The organism is Streptomyces sp. AcH 505, assembly GCF_000818175.1.
GTDB lineage: Bacteria > Actinomycetota > Actinomycetes > Streptomycetales > Streptomycetaceae > Streptomyces.
Genome location: NZ_JTIY01000001.1, coordinates 5820849 through 5833457, shown reverse-complemented (window position 1 = coordinate 5833457; position 12609 = coordinate 5820849). Strand labels below are relative to the sequence as shown.

Annotated in this window: 10 protein-coding genes; 6 read left to right on the top strand and 4 right to left on the bottom strand. The window is 69.0% G+C overall.

Going from position 1 to position 12609, the window contains the following annotated elements; translation table 11 throughout:
- From HY68_RS45465 to HY68_RS26105, 4 genes are all read left to right on the top strand, one after another.
- Positions 1 to 1305 (top strand): ATP-binding cassette domain-containing protein (locus tag HY68_RS45465; protein WP_041993068.1); only part of this gene is annotated, 1305 nt, incomplete at its 5' end.
- A gap of 60 nt (positions 1306 to 1365) precedes the next feature.
- On the top strand, positions 1366 to 2142 hold the full coding sequence (ddaH, locus tag HY68_RS26115) for a dimethylargininase (protein ID WP_041993065.1): 777 nt from the start codon (positions 1366 to 1368) through the stop codon (positions 2140 to 2142).
- Positions 2143 to 2294: 152 nt separating this feature from the next.
- Entirely contained in the window at positions 2295 to 3269 is a 975-nt protein-coding gene (locus tag HY68_RS26110; protein ID WP_041993062.1) for an acyl-ACP desaturase, read from the top strand.
- A 15-nt stretch (positions 3270 to 3284) separates the two neighbouring features.
- Positions 3285 to 4199 carry a chitosanase gene (locus HY68_RS26105; protein WP_041993059.1) on the top strand — a complete coding sequence of 305 codons (915 nt, stop codon included), beginning with the start codon at positions 3285 to 3287 and terminating at the stop codon, positions 4197 to 4199.
- Between the two features lie 45 nt (positions 4200 to 4244).
- Here the strand turns inward: HY68_RS26105 and HY68_RS26100 are convergent, their stop codons facing one another.
- The 3 genes from HY68_RS26100 to HY68_RS26090 all read right to left on the bottom strand — a co-directional run bounded on the left by HY68_RS26100 (position 4245) and on the right by HY68_RS26090 (position 6586).
- A complete protein-coding gene (locus HY68_RS26100; protein WP_041997198.1) occupies positions 4245 to 4502 on the bottom strand; it encodes a WhiB family transcriptional regulator in 258 nt (85 codons plus the stop codon).
- A 106-nt stretch (positions 4503 to 4608) separates the two neighbouring features.
- The gene (locus HY68_RS26095) at positions 4609 to 5406 is read right to left on the bottom strand and encodes a VOC family protein (RefSeq protein ID WP_041993056.1); all 798 of its coding nucleotides are present in this window, start codon (positions 5404 to 5406) and stop codon (positions 4609 to 4611) included.
- A 124-nt stretch (positions 5407 to 5530) separates the two neighbouring features.
- The gene (locus HY68_RS26090; RefSeq protein ID WP_052457286.1) at positions 5531 to 6586 is read right to left on the bottom strand and encodes a multicopper oxidase domain-containing protein; all 1056 of its coding nucleotides are present in this window, start codon (positions 6584 to 6586) and stop codon (positions 5531 to 5533) included.
- Between the two features lie 200 nt (positions 6587 to 6786).
- Between HY68_RS26090 and HY68_RS26085 the strand changes: the two genes are divergently transcribed.
- Complete coding sequence (locus tag HY68_RS26085; protein ID WP_107070130.1) at positions 6787 to 9267, top strand: ThuA domain-containing protein; 2481 nt, start codon at positions 6787 to 6789, stop codon at positions 9265 to 9267.
- The gene (locus HY68_RS26080; protein ID WP_041993053.1) at positions 9264 to 11480 is read left to right on the top strand and encodes a family 16 glycoside hydrolase; all 2217 of its coding nucleotides are present in this window, start codon (positions 9264 to 9266) and stop codon (positions 11478 to 11480) included. Before HY68_RS26085 ends, HY68_RS26080 begins: the two co-directional genes overlap by 4 nt.
- 69 nt (positions 11481 to 11549) lie before the next feature.
- Here HY68_RS26080 and ligD read toward each other — a convergent pair whose 3' ends face one another.
- Complete coding sequence (gene ligD / locus HY68_RS26075; protein ID WP_041993050.1) at positions 11550 to 12569, bottom strand: non-homologous end-joining DNA ligase; 1020 nt, start codon at positions 12567 to 12569, stop codon at positions 11550 to 11552.
- Positions 12570 to 12609 lie beyond the last annotated feature (40 nt).

Genomic DNA, 12609 nt, shown 5'->3' with positions numbered 1-12609 from the left:
GGGCTCGGCTATCTGAGTCTGGACCGGGAGACCACCAGCCTGTCGGGCGGCGAGGGCCAGCGGCTCAAGATGGTGCGCCATCTGGGGAGTTCGCTGACCGGGCTCACCTATGTCTTCGACGAGCCGAGCGTGGGACTGCATCCCCGCGATGTCGGCAGGCTGGCCGACCTGCTGGTCCGGCTGCGCGACAAGGGCAACACGGTCCTGGTGGTGGAGCACGACCCCGATGTGATCGCCGTCGCCGACCATGTCGTCGACATGGGTCCCGGCGCGGGCGCCGACGGCGGCCATGTCGTGTACGAGGGTCCGGCCGCCGGGCTGGCGGCCGCGGACACACTCACCGGGCGCTGCCTTCGTGAACGTACCCCGATGAAGGACTCGTTCCGCTCCCCCACCGGCCATCTCGCGGTGACCGGAGCCGCGTTGCACAATCTCAAAGGCATCGACGTGCGGTTTCCCACCGGGGTGCTCACCACCGTCACCGGGGTGGCCGGATCAGGTAAGTCGTCCTTGGTCTGCGGGGTGTTCACGGCGGCCCACCCGCAGTCGGTCGTCATCGACCAGGGCGCCATCGGTGTGTCGTCGCGCTCGACGCCCGCCTCCTACCTGGGTGTGCTGGACACCGTGCGCGCGCTCTTCGCCAAGGAGAACGGTGTCGACCCCGGCCTGTTCAGCTTCAACTCCTCGGGTGCCTGCGGGAATTGCGCCGGGCGCGGAGTCATCCACACCGATCTGGCCTTCATGGATCCGGTGACCGCGGTCTGCGCGGCCTGCGAGGGGCGGCGCTTCCACGACGACGTGCTGAAGCACCGGGTGCGCGGCGCCTCCATCGTGGACGTACTGGACATGACGGCGGCGCACGCCGTGGAGTTCCTGGAGTTCACCGGCGACCGGGCGCTGCTGCGCAAGCTGCGCGCCCTGCACGACGTCGGGCTCACCTACCTGGCGCTCGGCAGGCCGCTCAGCTCGCTCTCCGGGGGCGAGCGCCAGCGCGTCAAACTCGCCACCCAACTGCACCGCACCGGCAGTGTGTACGTGCTCGACGAGCCGACCACCGGGCTGCACCTGGCCGATGTGCGCACACTGGTCGCGCTGTTCGACCGGCTGGTGGACGCGGGCAACTCGGTGATTTGTGTGGAGCACAGTATGGATGTCGTGAAACGTTCGGACTGGGTGATCGATCTCGGTCCCGACGGCGGTAAAAATGGTGGTGAGATCGTGTTCGAAGGCACTCCGCGCCAGTTGCTGGACGACCCGAGGTCCAGCACGGCCGAGCACCTGCGACGGGATCCGGCCATTCCGTAACGGGGGCACATCGGGTCATGATGGGCGCGACCGGAACCTCATGGACCTGGAGAGACGCCCGTGCCCAGCAGGAAAGCCCTGATCCGCCGCCCGAGCCCGCGCCTCGCCGAGGGGCTGGTCACCCATCTCGAACGTACCGCCGTCGACACCGCGCTCGCCGGCCTGCAGTGGGAGGCGTACGTCGGGACGCTGCGTGAACACGGCTGGGAGACCGTCGAGGTGGCGCCCGCCGACGACTGCCCGGACGGTGTGTTCGTCGAGGACACGGTGGTGATGTTCCGCAACGTGGCCCTCGTCGCCCGTCCTGGGGCGCTGTCCCGGCGCGGCGAGACGGCCGCCGTGGAGCAGGAGCTGGGCAGGCTCGGCTGCTCGGTGAACTGGATATGGGAGCCGGGCACACTCGACGGCGGTGATGTGCTGAAGACCGGCGACACCGTCTACGTGGGCCAGGGCGGCCGGACGAACGCGGCGGGCGTGCAGCAGCTGCGGGCGGCCTTCGAACCGCTCGGGGCGCGCGTCGTCGCCGTACCCGTGAGCAAGGTGCTCCATCTGAAGTCGGCGGTGACGGCGCTGCCGGACGCCACGGTGATCGGTTACGAGCCGCTGGTGGACGTGCCGTCCGTCTTCCCGCGCTTCCTGCCGGTGCCGGAGGAGTCCGGCGCGCACGTGGTGCTGCTCGGCGGCGGCCGGCTGCTGATGGCGGCGAGCGCGCCCAAGACGGCCGAGCTGTTCGCGAGCCTCGGCTACGAGCCGGTATTGGTCGACATCAGTGAATTCGAGAAGCGTGAGGGCTGTGTGACCTGCCTGTCCGTGCGCTTGCGTGACTTGTACGTCTGACCTGCGCTTCTGTCCCCTTCGGCGCCCTGCGGCGCACCCCGGACGGAAGGGTTCCGTTCCCCGGGTCTTGGCCAGAGGCTTACCTCGGCTTTAACCTACGGTCTCGTAACCTACGAGTCCGTAGGTTTTTTCTCCCGTCCCCAGGAGTACCCGTGACGCTCACCTCTCCGCACCTCGGCAGTTCGGACGCGTGGACAGACGCCCGACTGCTGTACGCCCTCGAAGAGGTGGTGGAGAAGGAGCTCAATCGCCATCTCAAGGCGGCCAAGGACTGGATGCCGCACGAGTACGTGCCCTGGTCCGACGGCCGCAACTTCCCCGGGATCTTCGACGACGGCGAGGCCTGGGCGCCGGACCAGTCCAAGGTCACCGACATCGGCAAGACGGCGCTCGTCGTCAATCTGCTGACCGAGGACAACCTCCCCAGCTACCACCACGAGATCGCCTCGCTCTTCGGCCGCGACGGCGCCTGGGGCACCTGGGTGCACCGCTGGACCGCCGAGGAGGGCAGGCATGGCATCGTGATGCGTGACTACCTGCTCACCTCGCGTGCCGTCGACCCGGACAAGCTGGAGCAGTTCCGGATGGCGCACATGTCGGAGGGGTACGAGTCCGACAACCGGCACTCCATGCTGCACTCCGTGGCCTATGTGGCCTTCCAGGAGCTGGCGACCCGCGTCTCGCACCGCAACACCGGACACCAGTCGGGCGACCCGGTCTGCGACCGGATGCTGGCCAGGATCTCCACCGACGAGAACCTGCACATGGTCTTCTACCGGAATCTGCTGGGCGCGGCCTTCGAGCTGGCCCCCGACGCGACCATGCTGGCCGTCCGGGACGTGGTCGTCGACTTCCGGATGCCGGGGCACGGCATGCCGGGCTTCGAGCGCGCGGCGGCGCAGATGGCCATAGGGGAGATCTACAACATGCGGATCCACCACGACGACGTGCTCCAGCCGATCCTGCGCTACCTGAAGGTGCTCGACATCGACGGGCTCGGCCCGGAGGGGCTCAGGGCGCAGGAGGAGATCGGCGTGTACATGGGCGGTCTGGACTGCGAGGCGAGCAAGTTCGACGAGAAGCTCGCCGCCCGCAAGGCGCGGATGGCGGCCCGCGCCGCGGGCTGACGCCGCTCTGGACAGATGTGCGGGCGTCGTACGCTCTTCACCGTGAAGCCAGCCACCCGCCTCCTTCTGATAGGCGCCCCCGTAGTCGTCGTCGTGGCCGTCATCTTCGGCCGTGGCGGCGACTCGGGGGCGCTCGCCGACCATCCGCCGGCGCTCCCGGGCCGCAGCGCGCCCGACCCGCTCGCCTCCGTTTCACCGGGCGCCGACCGCCCGGACGGACTCGCGGCCCCGGGCAAGAAGGAGATCGCGGCGCGGCTCCTGGCCAGCGCGGAGAGCTCCACGCTGGACTGGCGCGGCCAGTACGGCGCGATCGAGGATCTGGGCGACGGCAACGGCTACACGGCGGGTGTGATCGGTTTCTGCTCCGGCACCCACGACATGCTGCAACTGGTCGAGGCGTACACCAGGACCCACCCGGACAACCCGCTCGCGCGCTATCTGCCGGCGCTGCGCGAGGTGGACGGCGGCGACTCGCACCAGGGGCTCGACCCCGGCTTCACCGCGGCCTGGGCCAAGGCCGCGCGGTCCGCCTCGTTCCGCGAGGCGCAGGACACGATCCGCGACACGCTCTACTTCGATCCGGCGGTGAAGCGGGCCAAGCAGGACGGGCTCGGCACGCTCGGCCAGTTCATCTACTACGACGCGATGGTGCTGCACGGCCCCGGCCATGACGACGAGGGCTTCTACGGCATCCGCGAGGCGGCGATGAAACAGGCCAGGACCAAGGCCGGGGGCGGGGACGAGAAGACCTATCTGAACGCCTTCCTGGACGCGGGCCGCTCGGTGATGAAGCGGATGCCCACGGCGGCGCAGCGGGACAGCTCACGGATCGACACGGCCCAGCGGGTCTTCCTCGACGAGGGCAACCTGGATCTCTCGCTGCCGCTGAAGTGGCGGGTGTACGGGGAGACGTTCCGCATCACGCACTGACCGGCGCGCCCCCGCTGATCGTCACCCGACCGGCGAAGCGCGGGGTCAGGCGCGGCCCCGCCGCAGGCGCTGCCGCTCCTTCTCGGAGAGGCCGCCCCACACCCCGAACCGCTCGTCGTGGTCCAGCGCGTAGGCCAGGCACGCCTCCCGGCCCTCACAGGCGCCGCACAGCTGCTTCGCCTCGCGGGTGGAGGAGCCAGGGGCGGGGAAGAAGAAGTCGGCGCCTGTCTGGGCGCACAGGGCGTTCTCCTGCCAGGCGAGTGCGTCGTCGCGGTGGGCATACGGCTCTGGCGTGCTGTCCATGATGCGGTCCACGGTGCTGTCGGTGACGTTGATCGGCATGGGGACACCTTGCCGGGCCGCGATAAACATCCTCTTGACGAAGCGTCAACGGGTCGTCCCTGGCGGGTCAGCCCTCCGGCGTCACGCCGCGCATGACGGCGAACTCGGCGCCGTACGGGTCGGTCAGCTTGGCGAACCTGCCGACGCCCTCGATGTCGGTCGGGGCCAGCCGCACGGCGCCGCCGAGCCGCTCGGCGGTCCGTACGGCGGCGTCGCAGTCGTCCACCGCGAAGTACAGCAGCCAGTGCGGGTGGCTGTCCGCCTCCAGGGGGTCGGAGCCGAGCGGCACGAGCCCGCCGAACATGCTGTCGGGGCTGTTTCCCGCCGGGTGCACCATCCGGTACGAGCCGCCGCCGCCCGGCATCGGCATGGTGAGGCTCTCCCAGCCGAAGACCGACCGGTAGAAGCCGTAGGCCGCCGCCTCGTCCGGGGTGTACAGCTCGGTCCAGCACAGGCTGCCGGGCTCGTCGACGAGGCCCATGCCCTTGTTGTGGCCGGGCTGCCAGACGGAGAACCCGGCACCGGAGGGATCGTTGAAGACCGACATCCTGCCGATGTCCATGACGTCCGTGGGCTTGAGCACGACGGAGCCGCCGCCCTTGGCGACGGCCTTCGCCGTGGCCTGCGCGTCCGGCGCCTGGAAGTAGAGCGACCAGGACGGCGGCGCCTGGTCCGGCGGTACGGCCATGGCTCCGGCGACGGTCCTGCCGTCCAGCTGGAACATGCCGTACCCGCCGGCCTCGGGCCCCGCCGACCGGAACGTCCAGCCGAACAGCCCGCCGTAGAAGCCCGTCGCGTCCTCGATGTCAGGGGTGGCGAGATCGGTCCAGTTCGGGGAGCCGGCGGCGAACGGCCTGGTGAGCATGGTGCGCTCCTTCGGTGGAGACCCGTCGTGACACACGTCGCGCGTACTTCCGAGTCTCCTCCTGATACGCCGACGCCGCATGTGTGTCACGCGCGTACCAGGGTGTCCGCCGCCGGACCGGGCCTCAGTGGGCGGAGTGGTCCATGCCGGGCATGTCGGCCATGCCCTTCATTCCCTTGGTGGTCTTCGTTCCCTTCGTGCCCATCGGGTGGTGGTCGGGGTCGTAGTTGGGGATGGTGCCGTCCGGCTTGGCGATCAGGAACATCCCGGCCATGCCCATGTCGGAATGGCTCTGCACATGGCAGTGGTACATCCAGGCGCCCGCGCCCACATGCTCCCCGGCGATGATCTGGAAGCCGAAGGAGTTGGCAGGCCCGGTGATCTTCGTGTCGATGACCGGGCTGGTGTCGTCGGGACCTGTCAGCAGGCCGGTCCTGTTGTCCGCCCAGCGGTGACCGTGGATGTGGAACGTGTGGTAGTACTCACCGTGCGTGATCATGATGACTTCGAGCCGGTCGCCCACCGTGGCCTCGAAGTTGGGCGACTCGGCCGCCGGCTTGTTGTTGATCTGCAGGTCGTTGAAGACGATGGTGAACTGCTTGTCGGGCAGGATGTCGCCCTTCCTGCGGACCACAACGGGGCCGTACATGCCGGCCCGGATCCCGCCGGTGCCGTGGTCGGTGCCCACGACATGGTCGTGGTAGTGCCAGTAGCCCGCGCTGCCCGGCTGCCAGGTGCCGTCGGCGCGCTTGCCCGGGGCGTGCGTGCGCCAGGTGTAGGTGCGCTTGCCGCCGGGTTCCACATGGCTCTTGTTCATCCTGGTGCCGTCGCTGGCGACGTCGTAGTCGACGCCGTGGACGTGGAGACTGGCGGCCACGTCCATCGTGTTCTCGAAGTCGATGTGCAGCGTGTCGCCCTCGACCAGCTCGATGAGCGGTCCCGGGATCGTCGCCTTGCCCTTCTCCAGGCCGTAACCCATCGAACCGTCCGCCAACTTCTCGGCGAACAGGGTGATATGACGCACCTGCCCACCGGCGGGCGCGGTCTTGGGAGGGGTCGCCGCCGAGGTGGCGGAGGTGGCTGAAGTGGCCGCTGGGGCCGATGCGACCGCGAGCGACGTCACGCCCGTCGCGGCGGCGCCGCCCGCCAACAGCCGCCGGTTGAAGCTCCGTCTGTCCATGGCCATGCCGAACTCCCGCGTGCCGTACGGAATTTGCAGGGGCTTGCTCCCCCGGGGTCGGCCACACGGTAGACCAGGGATCTTCGTTTATCCACACTCAGGACAAAGTTTGTGGGATTCCGGTCATAGCTATTGGCGGACCGCCGAAAGGGGTCTAGCTTTCCTGGCTGTTGCTGTGACCAAAGAGGGGTGGGTGAAACATGCAGCGCGCACCACATCACCGGTCAAGATCGAGGCGCGGAATAACCGTGGCCCTGTTGGCCGGCGCGATGGCGGCATCTCTGCTCGGCGGAACCGCCGCGACCGCCAACCAGGCGCCGGTGTCCACGGCGAAGGCACTCGACCTTCCTTCGCCGCCCGGCGGCTCGAACGTCAAGGTGCTCGTCTACTACGCGTCCGCGACCGAGGAGTCGCCCGTCGTCAACGCCGGTATCGAGGCGATCGAGGCGATCGGGCAGACCAGCCCGGCGGGCAAGCGCTTCAAGACCGAGGCCACCGCGGACGGTTCGGTCTTCACCAACGCCAACAAGCTCGGCAAGTACAACGCGGTCGTCTTCCTGACGGGCGGCGGCGATGTGCTCGACCCCGACCAGGAAGCCGGGCTCGAGTCGTACGTGGAGGCCGGAGGCGGCTTCCTCGGCATCCATGACGCGGCCAACACCGAGCCGTACTCGGACTGGTTCACCGGACTGATCGGGGCCCGGCCCGCCGCGTCGGCCCCGCCGGCCGTCCAGCGCGCGACCGTCGAGGTCGGCGACCGCGTCCACCCGGCGACCAAGGACCTGCCGCTGGAGTGGAAGCGCTCCGACCAGTGGTTCAACTGGGCCACCAACCCGACCGGTTCGGTGCACACAGTCGCCAAGGTCAGGGAGAGCACCTACAAGCCGGGCACCGGCGCCAACGGCGCTGACCACCCGGTTTCCTGGTGCCGCGACTACGACGGCGGCCGCTCGTTCTACACCGCCATGGGCGGCACGGCCGACTCGTACTCCGAGACCGACTTCCGCGACCACCTGCGCGGCGCCCTCCAGTGGACGACGCGCCTCTCGCGCGCCGACTGCAAGGCGACGATCGACGCCAACTACACGGCGGAGCGCGTCACCCAGCCGAACCAGCCCGACCAGCAGGATCAGATCGGCGAGCCGCACGGCATGACGATCATGCCGGACGGACGGGTGATCTACATCGGCCGCGGCGGCGGCGCCGCGAACGCGCCCGTGGTGACCGACTGGAACGACCCCAACGTCGGCAAGGGCATCGGCCAGATCCACATCTACGACCCGAAGACGAAGCAGGTGACCCTCGCGGGATCGCTGACGGTCTTCGGCAACAAGGGCGGCGGCGACGAGCTGGTCAAGGTCGAGGAGGGGCTGCTGGGGATCACCCTGGACCCGAACTTCGCGACCAACGGCTGGGTGTACGTCTACTACTCGCCGTTCTCCGAGATCGACCGCGACACCCAGATCGGGCAGCGCCGGGTCGCGAGGTTCACCCTGAACCCGACGACCGACAAGCTGGACATGACCTCCGAGAAGGTGCTGCTCCAGTGGCCCGCCCAGATCCACAGCTGCTGCCACGCGGGCGGCGGGATGGCCTTCGACTCGAAGGGCAACCTGTACATCGCCGTCGGTGACAACAACTCGTCGCAGTTCAGCGACGGTTACTCGGGCAACAACCCCGAGCCCAACTACAAGGGTGTCTCCTTCGCCGACGCGCGCCGCACGGCGGGCAACACCAACAACCTCAACGGCAAGATCCTGCGGATCCACCCCGAGCAGGACGGCACGTACACCCTGCCGGAGGGGAACCTCTTCACCGGCAAGGAGACCGCCGAGGGCGGCGGCAAGACCCGCGGTGAGATCTATGTGATGGGCGTGCGCAACCCGGCACGTATCTCCATCGACAAGAAGACCGACACGCTCTACGCGGGCTGGGTCGGACCCGACGCGGGTGAGCCGAGCACCACCTGGGGCCCGGCGAAGTACGACACCTTCTCGGTCATCACCCACGCGGGCAACCACGGCTGGCCCTACTGCATGGGCAACAAGCAGCCCTACCGCGACCGCAACCTGCCCGACCCGACCAAGCCGCTCGGCTGGTACGACTGCGACCACCTGAAGAACGAGTCGCCCAACAACGACGGTCTGGTGAACATCCCGCCGGCCGAGGCCAACAACATCTGGTACTCGCCGCAGGGCGGTGCGCCCGACTACCCGCGCAACGCGGACGGCGTACCCAGCTACGACCCGACCCAGGCGACGTACCTGCTGCCGTGGCTCAAGGGCGGCGGCCAGGCCACCATGGACGGCCCGGTCTACCGGTTCGACCCGACGGTCAAGAGCAGCGTCAAGTGGCCCGAGTACTGGGACGGCAAGTGGTTCGTGGGTGACTTCTACGACGCCACCAACCCGCGCCACGCGGTGCAGATGGACCCGAAGAACGCCGGCGAGGGCGGGCTGCCCGTCAGCGCCGACTCCCTGCGGAAGATCATTCCGGTCGGTGCGGGCGGTATCCGCAACCTGATGGACTGGAAGTTCGCCCCGGACGGCTCGCTCTACGTCCTCGACTACGGGCGCGGCTTCTTCAACTCCGACAAGGACTCCGCGCTGTGGCACATCACCTACAAGGGCGGTGCGCCCACTCCGGCCGCCAAGGACCTCGCCAGGAAGGCAGCCCAGTGAGACAGCGACCTCTACGCCTCTGGACCGCCCTGGTGGGTGCGTTGCTGCTGGTGCTGGGGCTGACCTCGACCGCGGCGTACGGACGCTCAGGCGCCGACGCCAAGGCGGGTGCGGCGGCGGCCCAGACGCTCAACTGGACGGCCGGTGACCCCATCGACCACTTCCTCAGCGCACCGACCACGGCGGTGGCGGGCCCCGCGACGCTCGTCTTCGAGAACAGCGCGGCGACCGGCAACACCACCGGCATGCCGCACACGTTGACCTTCGACGTCTCCAACACCGACTACAACAACGACGTCTCGGTCAACATCCTGGCCAACCCGGCCGACGACACCGGCGGCAAGCACTCCGTCGAGGTCAACCTGACCCCGGGCACCTACCGCTACTTCTGCAGCATGCCCGGCCACAACATGATGACCGGCATCCTGGTCGTGACCGACGGCGGCGGTGGCGAGGACACCACGGCCCCCGAGACCGCGGCCAAGGTGGACGGACAGCAGAACGCCGACGGCGCGTACGTCGGTTCGGCGACCGTCACGGTGACGGCGACGGACGACTCGTCCGGGGTCGGCACCATCGAGTACGCGGTCGGCGCCGACGGCGAGTGGCAGCCCTACACCGCCCCCGTCGTGGTGGACCAGGTCGGTGACCAGTCGATCAGATACCGGGCCACCGACAAGGCGGGCAACGCCGCCGCGGAGAAGTCGGCCGACTTCACCGTCGTGGCGCCACCGACCGACGACACCACGGCGCCGGAGACCTCGGCGACCGTGAGCGGCGAGAAGGACGCCGACGGCAACTACCTGGGCATGGCCACGGTCACGGTGACCGCGTCCGACACCGGGTCAGGCGTCAACACCATCGAGTACGCGATCGGCGCCGACGGTGCCTGGCAGCCGTACACCGCGCCGGTGATGGTCCACGAGACCGGCGCCCGGACGGTCCGCTACCGCGCGACCGACAAGGCGGGCAACGCGGCTGCGGAGAAGTCGGTCGACTTCACCGTCGTGGCACCGCCGGCCGAGGACACGACGGCTCCCGTCACCTCGGCGGCCGTCACGGGCAGCAAGAACTCGAACGGCGCCTACATCACGAGTGCCAAGGTGACCCTCACGGCCACCGACGACGACTCGGGTGTCGACAAGGTCGAGTACTCCATCGACGCGGGCCCGTACCTCGCGTACACCACACCGGTCATCGTCGACCGGGCGGGCGCGCACACGCTGGCGCACCGCGCGACCGACAAGGCCGGCAACACCTCGCAGGCCAAGGAGGTGTCGTTCACCGTCGTCGAGGGCGGTGGCGTGCCGCCGCCCCCGTGCGCCGAGCACGACGAGCGGCTGACGGTCATCGTCGGCACGGTCGACACGGGTGTGCCGAACCGGATCACCAGCAACCGCTGCACCATCAACGAGCGGATCGAGGACGAGCGTGAGTGGACCTCACAGGCGCTCTTCCTGAAGCATGTCGACGGTGTGCTCAGCCAGTTGCTGAGCGAGAACGTCATCGACAAGCGCGAGCAGAAGGCGATCACCAAGGCCGCCAAGCAGTCGAAGATCGGCCTCCCGGGTCAGACCGAGGGGTACAAGGACATCTTCGACGGCACCCAGGCGTCCTTCGACAAGTGGGAGCACGTCGGCGGCGGTCAGATCGACCTGACCACGGACGGCACCATGACCGTCAACCCGACGGTCGGGGGCAGTCTGGGCATGGAGTGGTACCCGGTGCGGAAGTACGACAACTTCTCACTGAAGCTCCAGTTCCGCGACGACGCCACCGGTACGGGCAACGCCAACGGCGGTGTCTTCATCCGCTTCCCGCAGCCGCACGACTTCCCCGGGGAGTCCCGTCCTGAGTGGGTGGCGATCAACTACGGCCACGAGATCCAGGTCTACGACGGTCCTGGCGGCGACATGTACAAGACCGGGTCCGTCTACGGCTTCGACCGCGTGGGTCTGGCCGGGGCGCATCCCACCACCAAGGGCACCTGGAACGACTACGAGATCCAGGCGGTCGATCAGCACTTCAAGATCTTCCGCAACGGTGTCCTGATCAACGAGTTCGACAACAACGCGGGCCAGGCCTTCGAGCCGCCGCGCGACGGTGACGTGGGCACGGACGGACGGCGTTACTCGTCCGGCTACATCGGCCTGCAGAACCACAGCACCACGGACCTGGTCTCGTACCGCAACGTCCGTATCAAGGAGCTGTGACCGGCGCCGACAGAGCCGGTCGACCAGAGTGCCCCCTCCCCGCGCGCACCGCGCGGGGAGGGGGCGTCCTCACTTCTCCGGCTTCTCCGGCCTGGCCTTGCTGGGCTGGACCCGCTTGGGCTCCCCCGGCATCTTCGGATAGTCCGGCGGATACGGCAGATCGCCGTGGCCGTGGTCGCGCTCGTCGCGGTCGGCCAGCTCCAGCAGCCCTTCCAAACTGTGCGGATGCTCGTCCATCCCCGCGTGGACGTCGCCGACGTCGGCGTATCTCACCGGCATCGTGGCGATGTCGAAGTCCTGCGGCGCGACGTCGTCCAGCTCGTCCCAGCGCAGCGGCGCCGAGACCGGGGCGTGCGGCCGCGGCCGTACGGAGTAGGCGGAGGCGATGGTGCGGTCACGCGCCGTCTGGTTGTAGTCGACGAAGATCCGCTCGCCGCGCTCCTCCTTCCACCAGGCCGTGGTGACCCGGCCCGGCATCCGGCGCTCCAGCTCGCGCCCGGTGGCGATGGCCGCGCGGCGCACCTGGGTGAAGGTCCAGCGGGGTTCGATCGGTACGAAGACATGGAGGCCGCGCCCGCCGGATGTCTTGAGCCAGCCGGTGAGCCCCAGCTCGCCGAGGAACGCGTTCAGCTCGTGCGCCGCCCTGACGGCGTCGGCGAAGTCGGTGCCCGGCTGCGGGTCGAGGTCGATCCGCAGCTCGTCGGGGTGGTCGAGCCGGTCACCCCGTACCGGCCAGGGGTGGAAGGTGAGACAGCCCAGGTTGGCGGCCCAGAGCACGGCGGCGACCTCGGTCGGCCGGATCTCGTCGGCGCTGCGGCCGCTGGGGAAGGTGATGTGCGCGGTGGGGATCCAGTCGGGCAGGTTCTTCGGCGCCCGCTTCTGGAAGAACGACTCGCCGTCGACGCCTTCGGGGAAGCGCTCCAGGGTGGTGGGCCGGTCGCGCAGGGCGCGGGTGATCCCGTCCCCCACGGCCAGGTAGTAGCGGGCCACGTCCAGCTTGGTGAAGCCGCGCTCGGGAAAGTAGATCTTCTCAGGGCTGGACAGCCGTACGGTCCTGCCGCCCGCCTCCAGCTCCACAGCTGCACCCATGCTCGTCACGGTAGGCCGCCCGTGCGGCGCGCGCACATCG

Excerpts from the sequence above, each read along its gene's own strand:
- HY68_RS26095 (WP_041993056.1), bottom strand. The coding sequence starts at position 5,406 with ATGCTCACCAGGCCGTTCGCCGCCGGCTCCCCGAACTGGACCGATCTC.
- ligD (WP_041993050.1), bottom strand. The coding sequence starts at position 12,569 with ATGGGTGCAGCTGTGGAGCTGGAGGCGGGCGGCAGGACCGTACGGCTG.
- HY68_RS26090 (WP_052457286.1), bottom strand. The coding sequence starts at position 6,586 with ATGGACAGACGGAGCTTCAACCGGCGGCTGTTGGCGGGCGGCGCCGCC.
- HY68_RS26100 (WP_041997198.1), bottom strand. The coding sequence starts at position 4,502 with ATGGACAGCACGCCAGAGCCGTATGCCCACCGCGACGACGCACTCGCC.
- HY68_RS26085 (WP_107070130.1), top strand. The coding sequence starts at position 6,787 with ATGCAGCGCGCACCACATCACCGGTCAAGATCGAGGCGCGGAATAACC.
- HY68_RS26105 (WP_041993059.1), top strand. The coding sequence starts at position 3,285 with ATGTGCGGGCGTCGTACGCTCTTCACCGTGAAGCCAGCCACCCGCCTC.